The 22685-nt window shown below is 72.7% G+C and carries 18 protein-coding genes; 10 read left to right on the top strand and 8 right to left on the bottom strand.

The window, feature by feature from the left end; translation table 11 throughout:
* Window positions 1–5 precede the first annotated feature (5 nt).
* Window positions 6–1751: an ATP-binding protein gene (locus ACIQG9_RS13140; protein WP_400401186.1), complete on the bottom strand. Its 1746-nt coding sequence runs from the start codon at window positions 1749–1751 to the stop codon at window positions 6–8.
* Between the two features lie 409 nt (window positions 1752–2160).
* Between ACIQG9_RS13140 and ACIQG9_RS13135 the strand changes: the two genes are divergently transcribed.
* A complete protein-coding gene (locus ACIQG9_RS13135; RefSeq protein WP_400401184.1) occupies window positions 2161–3702 on the top strand; it encodes a M4 family metallopeptidase in 1542 nt (513 codons plus the stop codon).
* A gap of 181 nt (window positions 3703–3883) precedes the next feature.
* Here ACIQG9_RS13135 and ACIQG9_RS13130 read toward each other — a convergent pair whose 3' ends face one another.
* Window positions 3884–4669: a pyrimidine reductase family protein gene (locus tag ACIQG9_RS13130; protein ID WP_400401182.1), complete on the bottom strand. Its 786-nt coding sequence runs from the start codon at window positions 4667–4669 to the stop codon at window positions 3884–3886.
* Between the two features lie 150 nt (window positions 4670–4819).
* Between ACIQG9_RS13130 and ACIQG9_RS13125 the strand changes: the two genes are divergently transcribed.
* From ACIQG9_RS13125 to ACIQG9_RS13100, 6 genes are all read left to right on the top strand, one after another.
* Complete coding sequence (locus tag ACIQG9_RS13125; RefSeq protein ID WP_400401180.1) at window positions 4820–5365, top strand: plasmid pRiA4b ORF-3 family protein; 546 nt, start codon at window positions 4820–4822, stop codon at window positions 5363–5365.
* Between the two features lie 251 nt (window positions 5366–5616).
* Window positions 5617–6909, top strand: a complete 1293-nt coding sequence (locus tag ACIQG9_RS13120) for an ABC transporter substrate-binding protein (protein WP_400401178.1) — start codon at window positions 5617–5619, stop codon at window positions 6907–6909.
* Window positions 6910–7024: 115 nt separating this feature from the next.
* Complete coding sequence (locus tag ACIQG9_RS13115; protein WP_400401176.1) at window positions 7025–7993, top strand: carbohydrate ABC transporter permease; 969 nt, start codon at window positions 7025–7027, stop codon at window positions 7991–7993.
* A 10-nt stretch (window positions 7994–8003) separates the two neighbouring features.
* The gene (locus ACIQG9_RS13110; RefSeq protein ID WP_400401174.1) at window positions 8004–8846 is read left to right on the top strand and encodes a carbohydrate ABC transporter permease; all 843 of its coding nucleotides are present in this window, start codon (window positions 8004–8006) and stop codon (window positions 8844–8846) included.
* A complete protein-coding gene (locus ACIQG9_RS13105) occupies window positions 8843–10276 on the top strand; it encodes a GH1 family beta-glucosidase (protein WP_400401172.1) in 1434 nt (477 codons plus the stop codon). Before ACIQG9_RS13110 ends, ACIQG9_RS13105 begins: the two co-directional genes overlap by 4 nt.
* Window positions 10277–10368: 92 nt before the next feature.
* A complete protein-coding gene (locus ACIQG9_RS13100) occupies window positions 10369–11415 on the top strand; it encodes a LacI family DNA-binding transcriptional regulator (RefSeq protein ID WP_400401170.1) in 1047 nt (348 codons plus the stop codon).
* Between the two features lie 28 nt (window positions 11416–11443).
* On the opposite strand, the gene ACIQG9_RS13095 is transcribed toward ACIQG9_RS13100, so the two are convergent.
* Both ACIQG9_RS13095 and ACIQG9_RS13090 read right to left on the bottom strand, forming a co-directional pair.
* Entirely contained in the window at window positions 11444–12655 is a 1212-nt protein-coding gene (locus tag ACIQG9_RS13095; RefSeq protein ID WP_400401168.1) for an acyl-CoA dehydrogenase family protein, read from the bottom strand.
* Window positions 12655–13749, bottom strand: coding sequence for a phosphotransferase family protein (locus ACIQG9_RS13090; RefSeq protein ID WP_400401166.1), 1095 nt, complete (start codon window positions 13747–13749; stop codon window positions 12655–12657). Before ACIQG9_RS13090 ends, ACIQG9_RS13095 begins: the two co-directional genes overlap by 1 nt.
* A gap of 150 nt (window positions 13750–13899) precedes the next feature.
* Between ACIQG9_RS13090 and ACIQG9_RS13085 the strand changes: the two genes are divergently transcribed.
* On the top strand, window positions 13900–14601 hold the full coding sequence (locus ACIQG9_RS13085) for an amino acid-binding protein (protein WP_400401164.1): 702 nt from the start codon (window positions 13900–13902) through the stop codon (window positions 14599–14601).
* An 89-nt stretch (window positions 14602–14690) separates the two neighbouring features.
* Window positions 14691–15815 carry a GNAT family N-acetyltransferase gene (locus ACIQG9_RS13080; protein WP_400401162.1) on the top strand — a complete coding sequence of 375 codons (1125 nt, stop codon included), beginning with the start codon at window positions 14691–14693 and terminating at the stop codon, window positions 15813–15815.
* Window positions 15816–15954: 139 nt separating this feature from the next.
* Here ACIQG9_RS13080 and ACIQG9_RS13075 read toward each other — a convergent pair whose 3' ends face one another.
* Window positions 15955–17520 (bottom strand): aldehyde dehydrogenase family protein, encoded by a 1566-nt coding sequence (locus tag ACIQG9_RS13075; RefSeq protein WP_400401160.1) that lies wholly within the window; start codon window positions 17518–17520, stop codon window positions 15955–15957.
* Window positions 17521–17958: 438 nt separating this feature from the next.
* Between ACIQG9_RS13075 and ACIQG9_RS13070 the strand changes: the two genes are divergently transcribed.
* On the top strand, window positions 17959–20907 hold the full coding sequence (locus ACIQG9_RS13070; protein ID WP_400401158.1) for a glycoside hydrolase family 9 protein: 2949 nt from the start codon (window positions 17959–17961) through the stop codon (window positions 20905–20907).
* Between the two features lie 160 nt (window positions 20908–21067).
* Here ACIQG9_RS13070 and ACIQG9_RS13065 read toward each other — a convergent pair whose 3' ends face one another.
* The 3 genes from ACIQG9_RS13065 to ACIQG9_RS13055 form a co-directional block, all read right to left on the bottom strand.
* On the bottom strand, window positions 21068–21316 hold the full coding sequence (locus tag ACIQG9_RS13065; RefSeq protein WP_400401156.1) for a hypothetical protein: 249 nt from the start codon (window positions 21314–21316) through the stop codon (window positions 21068–21070).
* A gap of 115 nt (window positions 21317–21431) precedes the next feature.
* A complete protein-coding gene (gene bioB / locus ACIQG9_RS13060) occupies window positions 21432–22427 on the bottom strand; it encodes a biotin synthase BioB (protein ID WP_400401154.1) in 996 nt (331 codons plus the stop codon).
* A gap of 10 nt (window positions 22428–22437) precedes the next feature.
* Window positions 22438–22623, bottom strand: a complete 186-nt coding sequence (locus ACIQG9_RS13055) for a hypothetical protein (RefSeq protein WP_400401152.1) — start codon at window positions 22621–22623, stop codon at window positions 22438–22440.
* Between the last annotated feature and the right edge of the window lie 62 nt (window positions 22624–22685).

Genomic DNA, 22685 nt, shown 5'->3' with positions numbered 1-22685 from the left:
GCCCCCTAGAACGGGATGTCGTCGTCGGCGGCCGAGCCGACCACGACGAACGGGTCGGCCGACTGGGTGATCGAGCGCAGCGTCTCCGAGGGGGCCCGGCCGGCCTCGGAGACCCGGGTGGCCCAGGCCGGGAAGGGGAACTCCAGGCAGAGCGGGACCGGGATGTCCGGCTGGTTGACGAACATGGTGCCCGGTTTGGCCAGCAGCGCGCGCTGCCGCTGGGCGGGCGGGAGGAAGCCGTACTCGGGGCGGGACGCCTCGGCCGGGTCGAGCCGGCCGACCACCCGGATCGCCGAGTTGGTGACGATCCGCCGCTCCACCTCGCTCGCCGTCTGCTGCGCGCCGACCAGGATCACCCCGAGCGAGCGGCCCCGCTCGGCGATGTCGAGCAGCACCTCCTTGATCGGGGAGGAGCCCTCGCGTGGCGCGTACTTGTTCAGCTCGTCGAGGACGACGAAGAGCAGCGGTTTGGCCGTGCCGGCCTTCTCCTTGCGCTCGAACTCGCTCTTGAGCGTCACGCCGACCACGAAGCGCTGCGCCCGGTCGGGGAGGTTGTGCAGGTCGACCACGGTGACCTGGGCGCTCTCGGCGGTGTTGATCGAGTGCGGGCGGCGGGTGGCCAGGTCGCCCCGGATCAGCCGGCCCAGGTCCTTCTTGCTGCCGATCAGCCGGCGGGCGAACGCGTTGACGGTGCCCAGGCCGACCGCGCTGCCCGCCCAGTCGCCCCGGGTCTCGTCGTCGTTGAGCTGTTCGACGACGTGGTCGACCAGGTCGGCGTACGACCCGAGGCGGACCCCGTCGACGCTGACCCCGCCGTCGGCCGGCTGGGCGTACCGGGCCAGGTGGGCGGCGACCGAGTGGACCACCATCGTGTACTGCTGGCGCTCGTCGTCGGCGTCGGCGAAGACGTAGGGCAGCAGCCGGTCGGCGCAGAACTCGCTCAGCGTCCAGTAGAAGGCGTCCACCCCGGTGAGCCGGCTGCTCACGTCGGGGGTGCCGGAGGAGTCGCCGACCCTGGGCGGGGCGTAGACCCGGACGTCGGGGAAGGCGCCGGCGGCGAGCCCGAGCTTCGCGTACGCGGCCCGGGTGGGGTCGTCCAGGCGGGTGTTGGGGTGGTCGAGGAAGAGCAGGTCCTCGCCCTTGACGTTGAAGATCAGCGCCTTGGCGTTGACCGCGTCGCCACCGAGCACGCCGGAGCGGAAGACCGAGTAGAGCAGGAAGGTGGCGAAGCTGGTCTTGGTGGCCACGCCGGAGATGCCGGAGATGGAGACGTGCGCGCCCCGGCTGCCGTCGAGGAAGTCGGCGTTGAGGTAGACCGGCACGCCGTCGCGGCCCATCCCCATCGGGATCCGCCGTTCCATCCGGTCGAAGTGCAGCGCCCGGGCCCGGGCGTCCCCCTCGGCGCGGTAGACGGCCGCGCCCGGGTGGGGCGGGACGTAGAACTCCGGGTCGACCCGGGTGGTGGTGATCTCGGCGGCCTCCTGCACCTGGGCGGGAAGGGTGCCGTCGGCGATGGCGAAGACGTCCGAGTCGAACTGGGCGCCCTCGTGCCGGGCCCGGACCTGGGTGACCACTCCGGCGATGGTGACCGGTTCCCGGTCGGGCAGCTCACGACGGGTGACCACCACGTCGTCGAGCTGGAGGTAGCTGTCCGGCGAGACGGCCGTCCAGAACTGCAACGGGGTGGCGTCGGCGGTGCCGAGGACCCGGCCGACCGGCTCGCCGGGGGCGTCGATCCGGTCGTCGGTCATCGGCGGACTCCGGTCGGCTGGTCGTCTCGGTCAGGGCACACGTGGTGCATCCTGCCCGAGGAGTACGACAGGTTGCCACGCGACGCGGCGGACGCCACCCACCGACGCCGACCCGGTGACTGTCCGGCGTCGTCCGGTCACTCCTGGTCGATCATCGGGGTCGGCGCGGCGCCGTCGCGGCAGGTGGCGGCGGCGGCCGGAAAATCCCCGAAGAAATCTCGGCCCAGGTCGTGACAGGAGGGGGTCGTCCGGGTTCAGAATAGTCACAGCCGACATCGAGGATCTTGCGTCTCTCGATGCCTGCCGCCATGGTCGTAACCTGCGGTTCCATGGCCGGCCCGCGGTCCACCCACGCCGGGCCGTCGTCAGCCGGTACCCCCCCGGCTGTCCCTGTTGGAGGCAGAACCCGATGCGTCGAACCACCCTCCTGAGCGGCCTCGCCACGGCCGCTCTCCTGGCCAGCGTCGGCACGGTGCCGACCGCGGCCTCCGCCGCGCCCGGCGTCTCCGGCGACGCGTTCACCCGCGCCGTCGCCCAGTTCAGGGCCCACGCCGGCACCGGCCTCGCCGCCGACGGGCAGACGTTCACCCCGCGCAACGTGGTGACCGACGCCGACGGCACCGAGCACGTCCGGCTCAACCGCTACTCCGACGGCCTGCCCGTGCTCGGCGGCGACCTCATCGTCCACCTCGGCGAGGGCAACCGCTGGCGCGGCGCCACCGACGGCCTCGCCGCCGCCCCGCAGCGCGCCCCGAAGGCGAAGCTGAGCCAGGCCGCCGCCGGCAAGCTCGCGCTCGCCGCGTCGACCGCCGGCCGGCGCTCCGTCGCCGGCGCGCAACTGGTCTTCGACGCCGGCGCCACCGCGACCACCCTCGCGTACGAGGTGGTGGTGGGCGGCACCTACGCCGACGGCACCCCGAGCGAGCTGCACGTGCTGGTGGACGCCAGCACCGGCGCGGTCCGCGACTCCTGGGAGGGGGTGCAGCGCGAGGGCACCGGCAACACCTACCACTCCGGCTCGGTCTCCGTCGGCAGCAACCTCTCCGGCGGCACCTACCAGCTCGCCGACCCCACCCGGGGCAACCACCGCACCTACGACCTCAACGGCGGCACCAGCGGCACCGGCACCCTGGTCACCAGCACCACCAACGTCTTCGGCAACGGCACCCTGGCCAACCGGCAGACCGCCGCCGCGGACGCCGCCTACGGCGCGCAGAAGACCTGGGACTACTACAAGAGCGCGCACGGCCGCAGCGGGATCCGCAACGACGGCGTCGGCGCGTACAGCCGGGTGCACTACAGCAGCAACTACGCCAACGCGTTCTGGTCGGACTCCTGCTTCTGCATGACCTACGGCGACGGCGGCTCCGGCTGGTACCCGCTGACCTCGCTCGACGTCGCCGGGCACGAGATGACCCACGGCGTCACCAGCAACACCGCCGGGCTGCGCTACAGCGGCGAGTCGGGCGGCCTCAACGAGGCCACCAGCGACATCTTCGGCACCCTGGTCGAGTTCTACGCGGCCAACGCCAAGGACCCGGGCGACTACCTGATCGGGGAGAAGCTGCGCTCCACCGGCGTGCCGCTGCGCTACATGGACAAGCCGGCCAAGGACGGCAAGTCGGCGGACTGCTGGAGCAGCTCCGTCGGTGGGCTGGACGTGCACTACTCCTCGGGCGTGGCGAACCACTTCTTCTACCTGCTCGCCGTCGGCAGCGGCTCCTCGTCGTACGGCAACAGCCCGACCTGCAACGGCAGCACCGTCACCGGGATCGGCAACACCAAGGCCGGGGCGATCTGGTACCGGGCGCTGACCCGCTACATGACCTCGACCACCAACTACAAGGGGGCCCGCACCGCGACCCTGTCGGCCGCCACGGACCTGTACGGCAGCACCAGCACCGAGTACCGGACGGTCGCCGCCGCCTGGTCGGCCGTGAGCGTCAACTGACCCCGGACCGGAGCCGGCGGACCGATTCCTCCGCCGGCTCCGGTCCACCCACCGCGTCCCGGGCGCGGGCAGGCCGGCCGGCGTGCCCGCGCCCGTCGCCGTGGCGGGGACGGCGGTCCGGGTACCCGGGTCGCCCGGATCGTGGCGGGCCCCAGCCGGCGGGCGCGGACCCGTCGGGGCCTCAGCCGCCGGGCGCTGCCCCGGCGGGCGGCGGCCCGGCGTCGTCGCGGGCGTAACGGAGCATCAGCACGCCGTCGGCGGCGGCCAGCGCGTGCCGCAGCGGTAGCCGCCGGGGTGGGCCGGCCACGCCGGCGGCGATCCGGCCGGGGCCGGCCCCGGCGAGCAGCGGGGCGACGGTCAGGCAGAGCTCGTCGACCAGGTCGGCCGCGGTGAGCGCGCCGAACAGGTGCGGACCGCCCTCGCAGAGCACCTGGCCGAGCCCGCGCCGGCGCAGTTCGGCCAGGCCGGCGGCGAGGTCGACGGTGTCCCGGCCGACGCGGACCAGGTCGACCCGGTCGGCGAGGCCCGCCGGTGCGGTGGCCGCCCCGGTGGTCAGTACCACCGGCCGCACCGGGGCGTCGGCGAAGGCCGGCTGTTCCGGGTCGAGGTCCAGCGACCGGGAGACGACCACTAGGGTCGGGTACTCGGCCAGGCCCCGCTCGCGTCGCCAGGCCCGGCGCGGTGCGCTGAGCCGTACCGCCCGGTAGCCCTCGTGCCGGAACGTGCCGGCGGCCACCAGCAGCCCGTCGCAGAGCATCCGGAGCAGGCCGAAGACCCGCTTGTCCGGCTCGCCGGAGAGCCCGGCGGAGTAGCCGTCCACGGTGACCGCGCCGTCGACGCTGGCCACGAAGTTGACCCGGAGCCGGGGTTCGTCCGCCCGGCCGTAGAGCGCGGTCAGCTCCGCGTCGTCCAGCGCGCCGGTGGCCGGTGCCGGCCAGATCCGGAAAATCGGCATTCGAACGCTCATTCGCCGGCCGGACCCGTGCCCGGCGGGGTGGGTGCGGGGGTACGGTGCTGGCAGTCGCACCACTTCCGGCCGGGGCAGTCGTCGTGCCGCCGCTGTCGGCACGCTCGGCAGATCATGCCGGCAGCCTATGCGGCGGGAGGAGGGGGCAGCATGCCACGCCAGATCTTCGAGCTGAAGGTGTCCCTGACCGGGGTCCGCCCGTCGGTCTGGCGGCGGGTGCTGGTCCCCGGTGGCTTCACCCTCGACCGGCTGCACCGGGTGGTGCAGCACGCGATGGGCTGGCGGGACTGCCACCTGCACTCGTTCGAGATCGACGGGGTGCAGTACGGCGAGCCGGACCCGGGCGGGGAGCTGTCGCTGCGCGACGAGTTGGACACCCGGCTGGACGCGGTGGCCGGCAAGGGCGACCGGTTCGGCTACCTCTACGACTTCGGCGACTGGTGGGAGCACGACCTGATGGTGGAGGACGTCCTCGCCGCCGATCCGGACGAGCGCTACCCGTGCTGTCCGGACGGGGCGCGGGCCTGCCCGCCGGAGGGTGTCGGCGGCCCCACCGGGCAGTCGCTCCTGCTGGCCGCGCTGGCCGACCCGGGCCATCCCGAGCACGCCACGATGCGGGACTGGGCCGGGCCGGGGTACGACCCGACGGCCTTCGACCCGGGCCGGGCGACCACCCTGCTGCGCCGCTTCTGCTGATCCGCCAGCGCCCGTCGTCGATCTTCCGGCGGTCCTGGGCCGGTCGCCGGTAACGATCTGGGAACGCTCCCAACGGTCTATTGACACCCCTGACACCTCCCGGCAATCTCATGGGAGCGTTCCCAAGGGGTGGCGTGGATCACCCGCGACCACCTCGACCCGAGCCGGCGGCCGACGCCGGACGGCCCGGGACGCGCACGGCACCTCCCCCACCACACCCACCCAGCCTCACCATCGAAAGAGGGGTCAGGATGAGCGTCACCACGCGGCGTACCCGCCTCGCCGCCGCCGCCCTGGCCGCGGTCACCGCCATCGGCGGTCTCGCGGCCTGCGGCAAGGACGACGAAGCGACGGAGTCCGGCGGCAAGCCCAGCAAGCTGGTCGTCGACACCTTCGGCGAGTTCGGCTACGACGAGATCATCAAGCAGTACGAGAAGGACACCGGCATCAAGGTCGAACTGCGCAAGACCGCGCAGCTCAACGAGTACCGGCCGAAGATCGTCCGGGCGCTGGCCACCGGCAAGGGCGCGGCCGACGTGATCGGCCTGGAAGAGGGCATCCTCAACGAGTTCAAGACGAACCCGGCGAACTGGGCCGACCTGGCGCCGCTGGTGGCCGACCACAGCAAGGAGTACCTGCCCTGGAAGTGGGAGCTGGGCAAGGCGCCGGACGGCCGGCTGATCGGCCTGCCCACCGACGTCGGCAGCCTCGCCGTCTGCTACCGCAAGGACCTGTTCCAGGCGGCCAAGCTGCCGACCGAGCGGGACCAGGTGGCGGCGCTCTGGCCGGACTGGAACGCCTTCATCGAGACCGGCAAGAAGTACCGTGCCGCGACCGGCAAGGGCCTGATCGACTCGGTCACCACGGCGGCCAGCGCGGTCATGTTCCAGCAGGGCGGTGACCTGTTCTACGACAAGGAGGACAACGTCGTCGCCGACAAGAGCGCCGCGGTGAAGACCGCGTGGGACACCGCGGTCGCGATGTCCGACGCGAAGATCTCCTCGCAGAGCGCCACCTGGTCACCCGAGTGGTCGGCCGGCTTCAAGCAGGGCACCTTCGCGGCCACCTTCTGCCCGTCCTGGATGCTCGGCATCGTCTCCGACAACTCCGGCCCGGAGAACAAGGGCAAGTGGGACGTCGCGCCGGTCCCCGGTGGCGCGGGCAACTGGGGCGGCTCCTGGCTCGCCGTGCCGACCCAGAGCAAGTTCCCCAAGGAGGCGGCGAAGCTCGCCGAGTACCTGACCAGCGCGAAGAGCCAGGTCGAGGCCTTCAAGCTCAAGGGCCCGCTGCCGACCAACCTGGAGGCGCTGAAGAACCCCGAGTTCACCAGCTACACCAACGAGTACTTCAGCGGTGCGCCGACCGGCAAGATCTTCGGCGGAAGCGTCGAGAAGATCCAGCCGCTGCACCTCGGCCCGAAGCACCAGGCGGTCAAGGAGAACGCGTTCGAGCCGGCGCTGCGGTCGTACGAGAACGGGCAGTCGCCCAAGGACAAGGCCTGGGAGCAGTTCGTCAAGGATGCCGCCACGCAGGGCGCCTTCTGATCACTGCACCACCACCGGCGGTGGCGTCCGGGAGTCTCCCGGACGCCACCAATGGCGTCCAGTTCCGCGTACTGCCCGCCTCACCGGCCCCGCCGGAGCCGGGAAAGGATCCCGCATGAGCCTGTCGGCCACGACGGCCCCGCCGTCGCCCAGCGCACCACCCCCCGCGCCCACCCGGCACCGCAGCCGGGCCATCACGCTGAACCGCCTCGACCTCAAGGTCTCGCCGTACCTCTACATCGCCCCGTTCTTCGTGGTCTTCGGCATCTTCGGGTTCTACCCGATGCTCCGCACCGCCTGGATGTCACTGCACGACTGGAACCTCATCGGTGACCACAGCTTCATCGGGTTCGACAACTACACCCGGCTCTTCACCGACGAGTACTTCTGGAACGCCACGGTCAACACGTTCGGCATCTTCCTGCTGTCGACCGTCCCGCAGCTACTCCTGGCGCTCTTCCTGGCCACCCTGCTCAACCGCACCATGCTGCGGGCCCGGACGCTGTTCCGGATGGCCATCTTCATGCCCAACGTGGTCTCGGTGGCCGCCGTCGCGATCGTCTTCGGGATGCTCTTCCAGCGCGACTTCGGCCTGATCAACTGGCTGCTCAGCCTGGTCGGCGTCGACGCGGTCGACTGGGACGCCCAGAAGTGGAGTTCCTGGACCGCCATCGCCTCCATGGTCAACTGGCGGTGGACCGGCTACAACACGCTGATCCTGCTGGCCGGCATGCAGGCCATCCCGAAGGACCTCTACGAGGCCGCCGCCATCGACGGCGCGAACCAGTGGAAGCAGTTCTGGCGGATCACCCTGCCGATGCTGACCCCGACCTTCGTCTTCGTGGTCACCCTCTCCACCATCGGCGGACTCCAGCTCTTCACCGAGCCGCTGGTCTTCGGCAACGGCAACATCATCGGTGGCGACCAGCGTGAGTTCCAGACCCTGGCGATGTACATGTACGAACTCGGCATCGAGAACCTCAACACCGCCGGCTACGGCGCCGCGGTGGCCTGGGCGATGTTCGTGATGATCGCCCTGGTCTCGCTGGTGAACTTCCTGCTCGTCCGCCGTTCGGTGAAGTGAGGGACGTACCGTGAACCAGGCATCCCAGCGCCTCTGGCGCACCAGCCCGCTGATGTACTGCGCGCTCGTCCTCGCGGTGCTCTTCTCGATCTACCCCTTCTACTACATGGTGGTCATCGCCACCCGCAGCCTCGACCAGATCAACGACGTGCCGCCGCCGTTCACCCCGGCCGGGGAGTTCGGCGCGAACTTCGGCCGGGTGCTCGACAACGACGCGGCGAACTTCCTCACCGGCCTGCTCAACTCGGTGATCGTCTCCAGCGTGGTCACCGTCTCGGTGGTGATCACCGGATCGCTGGCCGGGTTCGCCTTCGCCAAGCTGCGGTTCCGGGGCCGCAACGCGCTGCTGCTGACGATCATCGTGACCATGATGATCCCGACCCAGCTCGGCCTGATCCCGCTCTGGGGCATGATCCAGGACTTCGGCTGGTACGACACCCTCTACGCGGTGACCGTGCCCTTCCTGGTCAGCGCCTTCGGGGTGTTCATGATGCGGCAGTACGCCATCCAGGCCATCTCCGACGAGCTGATCGAGGCCGGCCGGGTCGACGGCGCCAGCACCTTCCGGATCTTCTGGAACATCGTGCTGCCCGCGCTGCGCCCCGCCGCCGCCGTGCTCGGCCTGCTCACCTTCATGGAGACCTGGAACTCCTACCTGTGGCCGTACGCCGTGCTCACCCCCGAAAACCCGACGCTGCAGGTGTCGCTGGCGTTCCTGTCGTACGCCTACTACACCGACTACTCGCAGGTGTTCGCCGCGACCGCCATCGGTACCGTGCCGCTGGTGATCGTGTTCATCCTGTTCGGCCGCCAGATCATCGGCGGGATCATGGAAGGTGCCGTCAAGTCGTGAGCAACCCGACCCACCCGCCCGCAGTCGGCGTACTCGACCAGGGGCCGGAACTGACCTTCCCGCCCGGTTTCCTGTGGGGCGCGGCGACCGCCGCCTACCAGATCGAGGGGGCGGCCACCGAGGGCGGCCGGACCCCGTCGATCTGGGACACGTTCAGCCACACCGAGGGGCGGGTGGTCGCCGGGCACACCGGGGACGTCGCCTGCGACCACTACCACCGGATGCCCGACGACGTACGGCTGATGGCCGAGCTGGGCCTGAAGTCGTACCGCTTCTCGGTCTCCTGGCCCCGGGTGCAGCCCGGCGGCTCCGGCGCGGCCAACCAGCAGGGCCTGGACTTCTACCGGCGGCTGGTCGACGAACTGCTGGCCAACGGCATCGAGCCGTGGCTCACCCTCTACCACTGGGACCTGCCCCAACCGCTGGAGGACGCCGGCGGCTGGCCGGTCCGGGACACCGCCGGTCGGTTCGCCGACTACGCGTCCCTGGTGGCGGACGCCGTCGGCGACCGGGTGAAGTACTGGACCACCCTCAACGAGCCGTGGTGCTCGGCGTTCCTCGGCTACGGCTCCGGGGCGCACGCCCCCGGCCGCTCCGACGGGGCCGACGCGGTCCGCGCCGGACACCACCTCATGCTCGGCCACGGGCTCGCCGTGCAGGCGCTGCGGGCGTCGCTGCCGCAGGCCCAGCTCGGGGTCACGGTCAACCTCTACCCGGTCACCCCGGCCACCGACGCGCCCGCCGACGTCGACGCCGCCCGCCGGATCGACGGACTGGCCAACCGGTTCTTCCTCGACCCGCTGCTGCGCGGGTCCTACCCGGCCGACCTCGTCGCCGACCTGGGCGAGGTGACCGACTTCGGGCACGTCCGCGACGGTGACCTGGAGATCATCTCCACCCCGCTGGACCTGGTCGGGGTCAACTACTACAGCCGGCACGTGGTGGCCGCGCCGGTGCCCGGCGCGGAGCCGGAGAAGTACTGGCGGGCGCCGTCCTGCTGGCCGGGCAGCGAGGACGTGCGGTTCGTCACCCGGGGCGTCCCGGTCACCGACATGGACTGGGAGATCGACGCCCCGGGTCTGGTGGAGACGCTGCGCCGGGTCCACGAGGAGTACACCGACCTGCCGCTGTACGTCACCGAGAACGGCTCGGCCTTCGTCGACACCGTGCGGGACGGGCAGGTCGACGACGTCGACCGGCTGGCGTACTTCGACGCCCACCTGCGGGCCTCGCACGAGGCGATCAGCGCCGGAGTGCCCCTGCGGGGCTACTTCGCCTGGTCGCTGATGGATAATTTCGAGTGGGCCTGGGGTTACACCAAGCGCTTCGGGATGGTCTGGGTCGACTACGACACCCAGGCCCGTATCCCCAAGTCCAGCGCCAGGTGGTACGCCGAGGTGATCCGACGCAACGGTCTGGCCGCACAATAGGCGAAGGCCAGCCAGTTCTCCGGACGGCCCCGCCGCCGCGCCCGCCCCCGGGGGCGGGCGGCGGGGACCGTCCGACGTCGGAGGAGCAGACGATGACAACGCAACGCACCCGGTCACTCGGGCGCCCGACCCTCGACGCGGTCGCCGCCCGCGCGGGTGTCGGGCGGGGCACGGTCTCCCGGGTGGTCAACGGTTCGCCCCAGGTCAGTCCGGAGGCGCGGGCCGCCGTCCAGCAGGCCATCGCCGAGCTGGGGTACGTCCCGAACCGGGCGGCCCGGGCACTGGTCACCCAGCGGACCGACTCGGTGGCGCTGGTGGTCTCCGAGTCGGGGGAGCGGGTCTTCACCGAGCCGTTCTTCGCCGGCATCGTCCGGGGGGTCAGCTCCGGGCTGCTGGAGACGCCGCTGCAACTCTGGCTGGCCATGGTGCAGTCCCCGATCGAACGGGAACGGGTCGAGCACCACCTCACCAACCAGCACGTCGACGGGGTGCTGCTGCTGTCGCTGCACGACTCCGACCCGCTGCCCACCCTGCTGGAGGAGCGCGACCTGCCGACCGTGCTCGGCGGCCGGCCGGCCCGGATGCTGCGGCCCGGGGCCCGGCCGTCCTGGTTCGTCGACGTCGACAACGTGGGCGGCGCCCGCAAGGCGGTGCAGCACCTGGCCCGACGCGGCCGGCGGCGGATCGCCACCATCGCCGGCCCGCAGGACATGGGCGCCGGTCTGGCCCGCCTGGTCGGCTACCGGGAGGCCGTCGAGGCCACCGTCGGCGGGCTCGACCCCCGCATGATCGCGTACGGGGACTTCAGCGAGGGCAGCGGCGCGGCCGGCATGAGGCGGCTGCTGGAGGCGTGCCCCGACCTGGACGCCGTCTTCGTCGCCTCCGACCTGATGGCCTTCGGCGCGCTGCGGACGCTGCGCGAGGCGGGCCGCCGGGTGCCCGAGGACGTCGCGATGATCGGTTTCGACGACGCCCCGATCGCCCAGCAGGCCGACCCGCCGCTGACCACGATCTTCCAGCCGGTGGAGGAGATGGGCCGGCAGATGGCCCGGCTGCTGGTGGCCCGGATCCGTGGCGACGAGATCCCCACCCCGCACATCCTGCTGGAGACCGAACTCATCGAGCGTGCCTCCGCCTGAAGCGCTTCGACAGCGGCGGGCCTGCCGGTCAGGACCAGCGGCGGAGTTCGCGCTTGGCCAGCGACGAGCGGTGGACCTCGTCCGGGCCGTCGGCCAGCCGCAGGGTGCGGGCCTGGGCCCAGAGGGCGGCGAGCGGGGTGTCCTGGCTGACGCCCGCGCCGCCGTACCCCTGGATCGCCTTGTCGATCACCCACTCGGCCATCGCCGGAGTGGCGATCTTGATGGCCTGGATCTCGGTGTGCGCGCCCCTGTTGCCGACGGTGTCCATCAGCCAGGCGGTCTTGAGCACCAGCAACCGGGCCTGCTCGATCCGGACCCGGGACTCGGCGATCCACTCCCGCACCACGCCCTGCTCGGCCAGCGGCCGGCCGAACGCGATCCGCTGGTTGGCCCGCCGGCAGAGCAGCTCCAGGGCGCGTTCGGCCATCCCGACCAGCCGCATGCAGTGGTGGATCCGCCCCGGGCCGAGCCGGGCCTGGGCGATGCCGAAGCCGGCGCCCGGCGCGCCGATCAGGTTCTCGGCCGGCACCCGGACGTCGGTGAAGTCGATCTCGGCGTGCCCGCCGTGCGGTGCGTCGCGGTAGCCGAAGACGGTCATGCCCCGACCGACGGTGACCCCGGGGGTGTCCCGGGGGACCAGCACCATGCTCTGCTGGCGGTGCCGGTCGGCGTCCGGGTCGGTCTTGCCCATCACGACGAGGATCTCGCAGCGCGGGTCCATCGCCCCGGACGACCACCACTTGCGCCCGTTGATCACGTACTCGTCGCCGTCCCGGACGATCCGGGTGGCGATGTTGGTGGCGTCGGAGGAGGCCACCTCCGGCTCGGTCATGCAGAACGCCGAGCGGATCTCGCCGGCCAGCAGCGGGGTGAGCCACCGCTGCCGCTGGGCCTCGGAGCCGAACTCGGCCAGCAGCTCCATGTTGCCGGTGTCCGGGGCGGCGCAGTTGACCGCCTCGGGGGCCAGGTGCGGGCTGCGCCCGGTCAGCTCGGCGAGCGGCGCGTACTGGAGGTTGGTCAGCCCGGCGCCGTAGCGCGGATCGGGCAGGAAGAGGTTCCACAGGTCGCGCCGGCGCGCCTCGGCCTTCAGGTCGGCCAGCACCGGGGAACGGGACCACGGGTCGCCCGCCGCGGCGACCTGCTCGGCGTGCACCGGCTCGGTCGGCAGGACGCACTCGTCCAGGAACGCGCCCAGCCGCTCGCGCAGCTCGACCGTACGGGCGTCGTACGCGAAGTCCATCACGTCTCCCCGACCGCGTGCAGACCGTGCTCGACCAGCGGCGTCACCATCTCGCCGATCCGGTCGAAGCCCCCACCGAGCGTCTGCCCGAGGGTGTGCCGGTAGTGGATCCCCTCGCAGATCACCGCGAGCTTGAAGCAGCCCAGCGCCAGGTGCCAGTGCAGGGGCCCGACGTCGACGTCGCTGCGCCCGGCGTACCGGTCGATCAGCTCGGCGCCGGTGGGGAAGCCGGCGCGCGGGCCGACCCCGTCGGCCACCGGGTTGCCCTCGGCCAGCTCGCTGTCACCGAGCACGTCCCAGTACGTCAGCAGCAGCCCCAGATCGGCCAGCGGGTCGCCCAGGGTGGCCATCTCCCAGTCGAGCACCGCCCGCACCGAGACCGGGTCGACGGTGGCGAGGAGGTTGTCCAGCCGGTAGTCGCCGTGCACGATCCGCCCGGCGTTCGCCCCCTCGGGCACCGAGGCGGCCAGCGCGTCCCGCAGCTCGTCCATCCCGGGCAGCTCCCGGCTGCGGGACCGGTCGAGCTGGCCGGCCCAGCGGCGCACCTGCCGGCCGAGGTAGCCCCCGGGGCGGCCGAAGTCGGCCAGCCCGACCTGCGCCGGATCGACGGCGTGCAGCGCGGCGAGGGTGTCCATCATCGCCCAGGCCAGGTCGCGGCGCTGCCCGGCGGTGAGCGGGTCGGTCTGCTGGCGGCGGCGGAACACCTCGCCGGGCACCCGTTCCATCAGGTAGAACGGCGCGCCGATCACCGCCGGGTCGGCGCAGAGCAGCACCACGTGGGGGACCGGCACGGCGGTCGGGGCGAGCGCGGAGATCACCCGGTGTTCGCGGGCCATGTCGTGCGCGGTGGCCAGCACGTGCCCCAGCGGCGGGCGGCGCAGCACCAGCTCCCGCTCGCCGCAGCGCAGCAGGTAGGTCAGGTTGGACTTGCCGCCGGCGATCAGGGTGGCCCGCAGCGGGCCGTCGGCCAGCTCCGGCCGGTGCCCGGCCAGCCAGCCGCCGAGCCGGTCGAGATCCAGCCCCGCCGGGGACCGCTCCGCCGCGCCGGTCGGGCCGTCGCCGCCCGGGTGCGCGTCGACGGCCGGTTCGGTCATCCGAATAGTTGATGGCAGCTCAGCCTTGTTGTCAAGGTCGGGGATTTTCCGCCCGGGACATGCCGCTGCAACAGGGGCGAAATGGTCAGCCGGCAGGCTGGGACCAGCCTGTCGGCCGTGACGGCCGGCCCGCCGAGCGGAGGGACAGACATGTTGCTGAGAGTTCGGGTGACCCTGCCGGACCGCCCCGGCACGCTCGGCCAGGTGGCCCGCACACTCGGCGTCTCCGGTGCGGACATCGTCCAGGTGGTGGTGCTGGAACGGCTCGGCGGCCGGGCGGTGGACGACTTCACCGTGGTCTGGCCGGGGGCCACCCGGGTCGAGGGGCTGCTGGCCGGTCTCGCCGCCATCCCCGGGGTACGCGTCGACGGGGTGTGGCGGGCGATCGGCGCGCCGACCACCACCGGTCAGGACGCCGAACTGCTCGCCCAGGTCGCGGCGAACCCCGCCGACGGGGTGGCCACCCTGGTCGACGCGGTGCCCGGCCTGCTCGCCGCGGACTGGGCGGTGGCCGCCGTCGTCCCGGTGGACTGGGCGTCGCGGGCCGGTGGCGGGACGGCGACCGTGGGCCGGGCGAGCTGGCGGGCCCCCGAGCCGCCCCGGCTGCCCGAGGTGACCCCGCTGCGGGCCCGCACGCTGACCGTCGCCGACGGCACGCACTACGCGATCGCGCCGTTCGGCCGGGCCGGGCTGGTGCTGGTGGTCGCCCGGGATTACACCGAGCCGCTGACCGCCGCCGGGTTCCACGCCACCGAGGTGGACCGGCTCGCCCAGCTCGTCCGGGCCAGCGCGGTGATCCTCGGTGACCGGCTCGACCTGGTCGGCCCGCCGCCGGTGACCACCGTCACCTGAGCTGGGTGAACGGTTCCCGGTGCGACACCGCCGGGCAACGCCACGGCAACAGGCGCCGGGCAGGGTTCGGGGTGGGGAAGGGAGCGGACATGGCGCTGTGGCGGATCCGAGCGACCGTGGACGACCGGCCGGGTTATCTGTCGGTCCTCACGGCGAGTCTCGCGTTGCGGGGGGTCAACATCCTCACCGTGCAGGTGCACACCACCGAGGCCGGCGCGGTCGACGACTTCCTCGTCGACGCGCCGGACACGATCGACGAGGCGGACCTGGTCGCGGCCGTCGAACGGGGGCGGGGGCGGGACTGCTGGGTGGCGCGCAGCGAGGCGCGCGGCCTGGTCGACCAGCCGACCCGGGTGCTCGGGCTGGCCACCCGGCTGGTGCGCGACCCGGAGGGGGCCGGCGAGGTGCTCCGTACCATGCTCGGTGCGGACGAGGTGGTCTGGCGGCCCACGCCCGCCGTCCCGCACGACGCGGTGGGCGCGACGACCATGCTGCTGAACGACCCGGCCGGCGGCTCGTACGAGCTGGCCCGGCGGGCGCCCAGCTTCACCCCGGCGGAGTACGCCCGGGCGCAGGCGCTGGTCGAGCTGGCCTCGGCGGTGGCCCGCCGGGAGGCGGACCGGGTGACCCTGGCGCTGCCCGACGGGGCGGAGCTGACCGTCCGGCCGGCGACCGCCGACGACCTGGCGGGCGTGGTGGCGCTGCACGAGGGCTGCTCGGCGCGGAGCCGGCACCGGCGCTACCTGAGCGGGGCCGCGCTGCCCTCGCCGTCCCGGCTGCGCCGGCTGCTGGCACCGGCCCGGGGGGTGACCCTGGTGGCGACCACGACCGGCTCCGACGGGGCGGCGGAGTCGGTCGTGGCGATGGCCAACCTGCTGGCCGAGGGGGACGAGGCGGAGCTGGCGCTGCTGGTCCGGGACGACTGGCAGCGCCGGGGGGTGGGTACCGCGCTGCTGCGCCGGCTGGTCGGCCACGCCGAGCGGTCCGGGTACGCGGCGCTGGTGCTGCACACCCAGGCGGAGAACGCGCCGATGATGCGCACGGTGGCCCGGCTGGGCCGGCCGGTGCCGGTCGAGCGCGACGGCTCGCTGCTGACCGTGACCGTCCCACTGGCCGCCCGGCCGGCCGGTGGCCCGGTCACCCACGACACCGGCCGCACCGGCGCGGTCGCCGGTGGACCGGAGCGGGCGCGCCCCGCCGGTGGGGGCCGCTGACCGGCCGACACCACACCCAGACGACCCGGACAGCGCCGGGTGGGGGGCGAGACGCCACCCGGTGCGAGGGCCGACCTCCGATGCGGAGGACGGTGCAAAGGCAGGGCCCCCGGTGCGGGGGCCCTGCCCATTTCCGGGGTCAGGTGGCCGGGTAGCTGCTGTAGTCGGGGAAGTTGCCGTAGAGCCGGCCGTCGCCGCCCTGGGTGACCGCCTGCACCAGCAGGTCGCCGCCGACGAACGCGCCCTTCCAGGACGCGCCCCGGCCGCCGAACGGCTCGTCCCGGTCGCCCCGGGACCGCGGCTTGTTGATGCCCACCTTGAACGCCTGGAGGTCGACCGCGAGCTTGCCGGCCAGTTCCTCGTCGTCGCAGGCCAGCGAGGCGACCAGCGCGCCGTTGGAGGCGTTCATCGCGGCCAGCAGCTCGTCGGTGGTGTCCACCACCACGATCGTGTCGACCGGACCGAACGGCTCGGCGTGCATCAACCGGGACCGGCCGGGCGGGGCGAGCAGCACCGACGGGGCGACGTACGCCGAGGTGTCCTGGCCGTCGAGGAAGGGAGCGCCGGTCAGCTTGCCCCGGTGCAGCGGCACCGCGCCGCCGCGTACCGCCTCGTCGACCTTGCGGCGCAGCTCGTCGGCCTTGGCGGCGCTGATCAGCGGGCCGAAGTCCAGCTCGGGCAGCGGGTCGCCGGCCCGCCAGGTCTCGTCGACGGCGAGCGGGTGACCGAACCGGATCGAGCGCACCACCGGCAGGTACACGTCGAGGAACTCGTCGACCAGGTCGCGCTGCACCACGAACCGGGGGTACGCGGTGCAGCGCTGCTTGCCGTACTCGAAGCCCTTTCTCAGGTGGCCGGCGAGCAGGTCCCACTGGGAGAAGTTCCAGACGCCCCAGGCGTTCAGGCCCTCCTGCTCGATGAAGTGCCGCTTGTCGGTGTCGAGCAGCGCGGCGGCCACCTTCCCGCCGTTGGAGCGACCACCGACGAAGGCCACCGCGCCGATCTCCGGGGCCCGGACGAGCACCTCGGACAGTTCCTCGCCGCCGCCGCTGACCAGCGTGGCGGGGAGCCCGGCGCGGCGCATCAGCGCGTGCGCCACGGTGAGGCAGACCGCGCCGCCCTGCGACGGGGTCTTGGCGATGACCGCGTTGCCGGCGAGGAGCTGGACGAGTTCGGCGTGCACCAGCACGCTCATCGGGTAGTTCCACGAGGCGATGTTGCTGACCGGGCCGGACAGCGGTTCCCGGCCGTCGGCGAGCATCCGGTCGATCTGCTCGACGTACCAGCGGACGCCGTCGAGGGCGCGGTCCACGTCGGCGCAGGCGAGCCGCCACGGCTTGCCGATCTCCCAGACCAGCAGCAGGGCGAGCAGGTCGCGGTGGGCGGTGAGGGCGGCCAGGGCGTCGGTGACCCGGGCCTTGCGGTCGGCGAGGCCGGTGGCCGCCCAGTCGCGGTGCGCGGCGGCGGAGTGGGCGACGGCGGCGCGGGCGGTCTCGGCGTCCAGCCGGGCCAGGTTGACCAGGACGGTGTTGTCGACCGGGGTGCGTACCGGGCTGGGTGCGCCGACCGCCTGCCACCGGCCGGAGACCAGGTTGTGCAGGGTGGTCACGCCGTCCACCTCGGGACCGAACGCCTCGGGTACGGCGGCGACCGCGCGGGCGAGGGTGTCGGACCAGGCGGTGCCGTCGGCGAGTCGTAGCGCCATCGGGGTCTCCTCAGCGTCGAGCGGGGGAGCGGCGGCGTCGATGGCACCACTGGTGTGCCGTACTGTCCCGCGCCGTCGAAGGCGGGGGCAACAGTACGTTCGTATTCCAGGACGTGAAGCTGCGTCGAGGGCCGCCATGGCGGGTGGCGGTGTGAGTGCTGCACGGAGCTGACCTGGGACAACTCCTGGCTTCCATCGACACGCATCGATGGTGTGAGGAATGTCCGAGGCGGACGCGCCGATGTCCGGCCGGTGTCGTCACGCCGGCCGCTCTTCACAAACCGGTGACACGGCGATTACATTGTCGCTCATCCATGGGAGCGCTCCCGCGACTCCTGCGGCACCACCACCATCCGCCGCCGGCGGCCCCACCACCCGTGACGTCCGTCCCGCGTCCGGTGGGTGCCGCCGGCGGCACCCACCGACAGGAGTTCCGCCATGCAGCACCCGAACCGGCCCGGCCGGTCGGGCGGCGGCCGACCCCGGCTCCGCCGCCTGCTCGCCGCCGGCGCCGCGTTGACCACCGGCCTGGCCCTCGCCGTCAGCGCGCTCCCACCCGCCGCCGGAGCCGTGCCGCTCGGCCCGGACCGCGCCACCACGGTGGCCGCCGCGCCCACCTTCAACTACGCCGAGGCACTCCAGAAGTCACTCTTCTTCTACGAGGCGCAGCAGTCCGGCAAAAAGCCGTCCTGGAACCGGGTCTCCTGGCGCGGCGACTCGGCGCTCACCGACGGCACGGACGTCGGCGTCGACCTCACCGGCGGCTGGTACGACGCCGGCGACCACGTCAAGTTCGGCTTCCCGATGGCGTTCAGCGCCACCATGCTGGCCTGGGGCGCGGTCGAGTACCGCGACGGCTACGCCGCCTCCGGGCAGCTCACCCCGCTGCTCAACAACCTGCGCTTCGTCAACGACTACTTCGTCAAGGCGCACCCCGCGCCGAACGTCCTCTACGGGCAGGTCGGCAAGGGCGACGACGACCACAAGTGGTGGGGTCCGGCCGAGGTGATGCCGATGGCGCGGCCCGCGTACAAGATCGACGCGAGCTGCGGCGGCGCGGACCTGGCGGGGGAGACGGCGGCGGCGATGGCCGCGTCGTCGATGGTCTTCCGGCCCACCGACGCCGCCTACGCCGACAAGCTCCTCGGGCACGCGAAGCAGCTCTACACGTTCGCCGACACGGTACGCAAGAGCTACCACGAGTGCATCACCGACGCGACCAGCTTCTACCGGTCGTGGAGCGGCTACCAGGACGAACTGGTCTGGGCCGCGATCTGGCTGCACCGGGCCACCGGCGACGCCGGCTACCTGGCCAAGGCGGAGAGCGAGTACGACAAGCTCGGCACCGAGCCGCAGTCGACCACCCGGTCCTACAAGTGGACCATCGCCTGGGACAACAAGCAGTTCGGGGCGTACGTGCTGCTGGCCAACCTGACCGGCAAGCAGAAGTACGTCGACGACGCCAACCGCTGGCTCGACTGGTGGACCGTCGGGGTCAACGGCGCGAAGGTCAACTACTCGCCCGGCGGGATGGCCGTGCTCGACTCCTGGGGTGCGCTGCGCTACGCCGCGAACACCGCGTTCGCCGCGCTGGTCTACAGCGACCGGACCGCCGACGCCACCCGCCGGACCCGCTACCACGACTTCGCCGTCCGGCAGATCAACTACGCGCTCGGCGACAACCCGCGCAGCTCCAGCTACGTGATCGGGTTCGGGGCCAACGCGCCGAAGAACCCGCACCACCGCACCGCGCACGGCTCCTGGTGGGACAGCCAGACCGTCCCCGTGGAGACCCGGCACGTGCTCTACGGCGCGCTGGTCGGCGGCCCGTCCTCGGCCAACGACGCGTACACCGACAGCCGGTCCGACTACGTGATGAACGAGGTCGCCACCGACTACAACGCCGGCTTCACCTCGGCCCTGGCCCGGCTCTCCGCCGAGTACGGTGGCACCCCGCTGGCCGGCTTCCCCACCGCCGAGCGGCCGGACCTCGACGAGCTGACCGTCGAGACCACCGTGATGCAGGCCGAGCCCCGGGCCACCGGGCTCAAGGCGATCATCTACAACAAGTCGGCGTTCCCGGCCCGCGCGCTGACCAACGGGAAGTTCCGCTACTACTTCCGCCCCGACGGCACCGGCCCGGTGCAGGTCACCCCCGGCTACACCCAGGGCTGCCCGTCGCCGGCCACCGCCAAGCAGTTCTCCGCCGACATCTGGTACGTCGAGGTGGACTGCACCGGCTACACCATCGCCCCGGCCGGGCAGTCGCAGCACCGGATGGAGGTCCAGTTCAAGGTCGGGGTGCCGGAGGGCGGCACCTGGGACCCGACCAACGACCCGTCGTACCAGAGCACCGCCGGGCCGAACCGCAAGGTGCCGCTGTACGCCGGGACCACCCGGGTCTGGGGTGACGAGCCGGGTACGCCGCCCGCCGACACCACCCCGCCCAGCGTGCCGGGCACCCCGGTCGCGTCCGGGCTCACCGCCTCCGGCGTGACGCTGACCTGGCCGGCCGCCACCGACACCGGCGGCAGCGGCCTGGCCGGCTACGACGTCACCCAGGAGACGGTCGGCAGCGACGCGCTGGTGACGCACCGCACCACCACCAACAGCCTGACCCTGACCTCGCTCTCGCCGGCCCGCAACTACCGGTTCTGGGTGTTCGCCCGCGACGGCGCCGGCAACCTCTCCACCGCCTCGCCGACGGTCGCGGTGAGCACGCCGGCCGGGAACGGCCCGGACACCAGCCCGCCGACCGTGCCCGGCACCCCGACCGCCTCGGCGGTCGGCACGAACGGGCTCACCCTCGGCTGGGGCGCGTCCACCGACAACGTCGGGGTCACCGGCTACCGCGTCTACCGGCAGACCTGGCCGGTGGACACCGTCGTCGCCACCGTCGCCGGCACCAGCCACCAGGTCACCGGGCTGACCCCGGCCACCTCGTACACCTTCTACGTGGTCGCGCTGGACGCCGCCGGCAACCTCTCGACCCCGTCGCCCACCGTGACGGTGACCACCACCGGTACGCCCCCGACCAGCCCGCCCCCGACCACCCCGCCGCCGGCCGGCGCCTGCAAGATCGGGTACGCCGCCAACGACTGGGGCACCGGCTTCACCGCGAACATCACCGTCACCAACACCGGTACGACGACGCTCAACAACTGGACCCTGGCCTTCACCTTCCCGAACGCCGGGCAGAAGGTCGCCCAGGGCTGGTCGGCGACGTACAGCCAGACCGGCGCGGCGGTGACCGCGACGAACCTCTCCTACAACGGGACGCTCGCCCCCGGCGCGTCCACCGGCATCGGCTTCAACGGCACCCACACCGGGAGCAACCCGAAGCCGACCGCGTTCACCCTCAACGGGGTCACCTGCGCCATCGCCTGACCCGTGACCGGTGCCGTGGCCGGTCGCCGTCCCGTCCGGACGGCGACCGGCCACGGTCGTCCACCGGGCCTACCGGGCCCACTGCCCACCGGCCGGGATCGCCGTGCGGGCGGGCAGGTCCGACTCCGTCACCGGCCGCAGCGCCCCTGCGGCAACCCGGTCAGCCCCGCAGTTCGCCGTGCTCCACGCAGCGCGCCACCCAGCCGGCGGGTACGACCTGCACCTTCATCCGCCGCCGGCAGTGGCCGCAGAACCGGGGCGGTTCCCACTCGCGGGCCGCCCGGCAGGCCGGGTGGTCACCCGGGTCGGCCGGCTCGCCGCAGCGGTCGCACCAGGCCGGGCCGGTCGCCGCCGGGCGGGGACCGGCCGTCGCGGTGCGGCCCGCCGCCCCCGGGTCGGGTGTCGTCACCGGATCGCTCCCGTCGTCACAGGATGGTTCTCGTGGTCACCGGATGGCTTCCGTGGTCACCGGTGGCTCTGGCGGTCACCGGGTGGCTTCCGTGGTCACCGGGTGGCTCTGGCGGTCACAGGGTGGCGGAGAGCGCCTTGACCGGCATCTTCAGGTCGTCGAGCAGCTTCAGGTCGTCGGTCGCCGGCCGACCCAGCGTGGTCAGGTAGTTGCCGACGATGACCGCGTTGATGCCGCCGAGCAGACCGTCCCGGGTACCCAGGTCACCGAGGGTGATCTCCCGGCCGCCCGCGTACCGCAGGATGGTGCGCGGCATGGCCAGCCGGAACGCGGCGATGGCCCGCAGCGCGTCCTTGCCCTCGACCACCGGACGGTCACCGAGCGGGGTGCCCGGACGCGGGTTGAGGAAGTTCAGCGGGACCTCGTGCGGGTCGAGTTGGGCGAGCTGCGCGGCGAACTCGGCCCGCTGCTCGACCGTCTCGCCGAGGCCGAGGATGCCGCCGCAGCAGACCTCCATGCCCGATTCGCGGACCATCCGCAACGTCTCCCAGCGCTCCTCCCAGGAGTGCGTGGTGACCACGTTCGGGAAGTAGGAGCGGCAGGTCTCCAGGTTGTGGTTGTAGCGGTGCACGCCCATCTCGACCAGGTCGTCGACCTGCTCCTGGCTGAGCATGCCCAGCGACGCGGCGACCTGGATGTCGACCTCCGCCTTGATGGCGGCGACCCCCTCGCGCATCTGCGTCATCAGCCGGGCGTCCGGGCCGCGTACGGCGGCCACGATGCAGAACTCGGTCGCCCCGGTGGCCGCCGTCTGCTTGGCCGCCTCGACCAGCGACGGGATGTCCAGCCAGACCGACCGGACCGGCGAGGTGAACAGGCCGGACTGCGAGCAGAAGTGGCAGTCCTCGGGGCAGCCGCCGGTCTTCAGCGAGACGATGCCCTCGACCTCCACCTCCGGGCCGCACCAGCGCATCCGTACCTCGTGGGCGAGCTGGAGGGCGGCGGGAAGGTGCTCGTCGGGCAGGTGCAGCACGGCGAGGACGCCGGCCTCGTCGAGGCCGACGCCGTTCTCCAGCACCTGGGTCCGGGCCTGGTCGAGGATCTCTGGCATGGCTCGTACCCTACAAGGCCGTATTCCGCCGGGACACGGCCGCTGCGGCGCCGCCCGCCGGGTCGGTCGGGGCCACATGGTCGGCCAGCAGCAGCCGTACCGGCGCGGGCCGACCCGGGTCGGCGGCGGCGGCCAGCAGGGCGACGTCGAGACAGCGGCGTGACAGGTTGGTGACCCGGCGTGATCGGATTGGCATCACTCGATCCTGCGAGTTGACGCGGGGTTGAGGTCAAGGTGAACCGAGTGGATCCGCCGGGC

The organism is Micromonospora sp. NPDC092111 (assembly GCF_044755745.1).
Lineage (GTDB): Bacteria > Actinomycetota > Actinomycetes > Mycobacteriales > Micromonosporaceae > Micromonospora.
The sequence above is the reverse complement of the archived record's forward strand: the minus strand, read 5'-3'. Positions and strand labels throughout refer to the sequence as shown.

Coding starts and splice junctions, on each gene's coding strand:
- ACIQG9_RS13075 (WP_400401160.1), bottom strand. CDS start 17,520: ATGGCGCTACGACTCGCCGACGGCACCGCCTGGTCCGACACCCTCGCC.
- ACIQG9_RS13095 (WP_400401168.1), bottom strand. CDS start 12,655: ATGGACTTCGCGTACGACGCCCGTACGGTCGAGCTGCGCGAGCGGCTG.
- ACIQG9_RS13085 (WP_400401164.1), top strand. CDS start 13,900: ATGTTGCTGAGAGTTCGGGTGACCCTGCCGGACCGCCCCGGCACGCTC.
- ACIQG9_RS13130 (WP_400401182.1), bottom strand. CDS start 4,669: ATGAGCGTTCGAATGCCGATTTTCCGGATCTGGCCGGCACCGGCCACC.
- ACIQG9_RS13080 (WP_400401162.1), top strand. CDS start 14,691: ATGGCGCTGTGGCGGATCCGAGCGACCGTGGACGACCGGCCGGGTTAT.
- bioB (WP_400401154.1), bottom strand. CDS start 22,427: ATGCCAGAGATCCTCGACCAGGCCCGGACCCAGGTGCTGGAGAACGGC.
- ACIQG9_RS13115 (WP_400401176.1), top strand. CDS start 7,025: ATGAGCCTGTCGGCCACGACGGCCCCGCCGTCGCCCAGCGCACCACCC.
- ACIQG9_RS13100 (WP_400401170.1), top strand. CDS start 10,369: ATGACAACGCAACGCACCCGGTCACTCGGGCGCCCGACCCTCGACGCG.
- ACIQG9_RS13135 (WP_400401184.1), top strand. CDS start 2,161: ATGCGTCGAACCACCCTCCTGAGCGGCCTCGCCACGGCCGCTCTCCTG.
- ACIQG9_RS13125 (WP_400401180.1), top strand. CDS start 4,820: ATGCCACGCCAGATCTTCGAGCTGAAGGTGTCCCTGACCGGGGTCCGC.
- ACIQG9_RS13070 (WP_400401158.1), top strand. CDS start 17,959: ATGCAGCACCCGAACCGGCCCGGCCGGTCGGGCGGCGGCCGACCCCGG.
- ACIQG9_RS13055 (WP_400401152.1), bottom strand. CDS start 22,623: ATGCCAATCCGATCACGCCGGGTCACCAACCTGTCACGCCGCTGTCTC.
- ACIQG9_RS13120 (WP_400401178.1), top strand. CDS start 5,617: ATGAGCGTCACCACGCGGCGTACCCGCCTCGCCGCCGCCGCCCTGGCC.
- ACIQG9_RS13140 (WP_400401186.1), bottom strand. CDS start 1,751: ATGACCGACGACCGGATCGACGCCCCCGGCGAGCCGGTCGGCCGGGTC.
- ACIQG9_RS13090 (WP_400401166.1), bottom strand. CDS start 13,749: ATGACCGAACCGGCCGTCGACGCGCACCCGGGCGGCGACGGCCCGACC.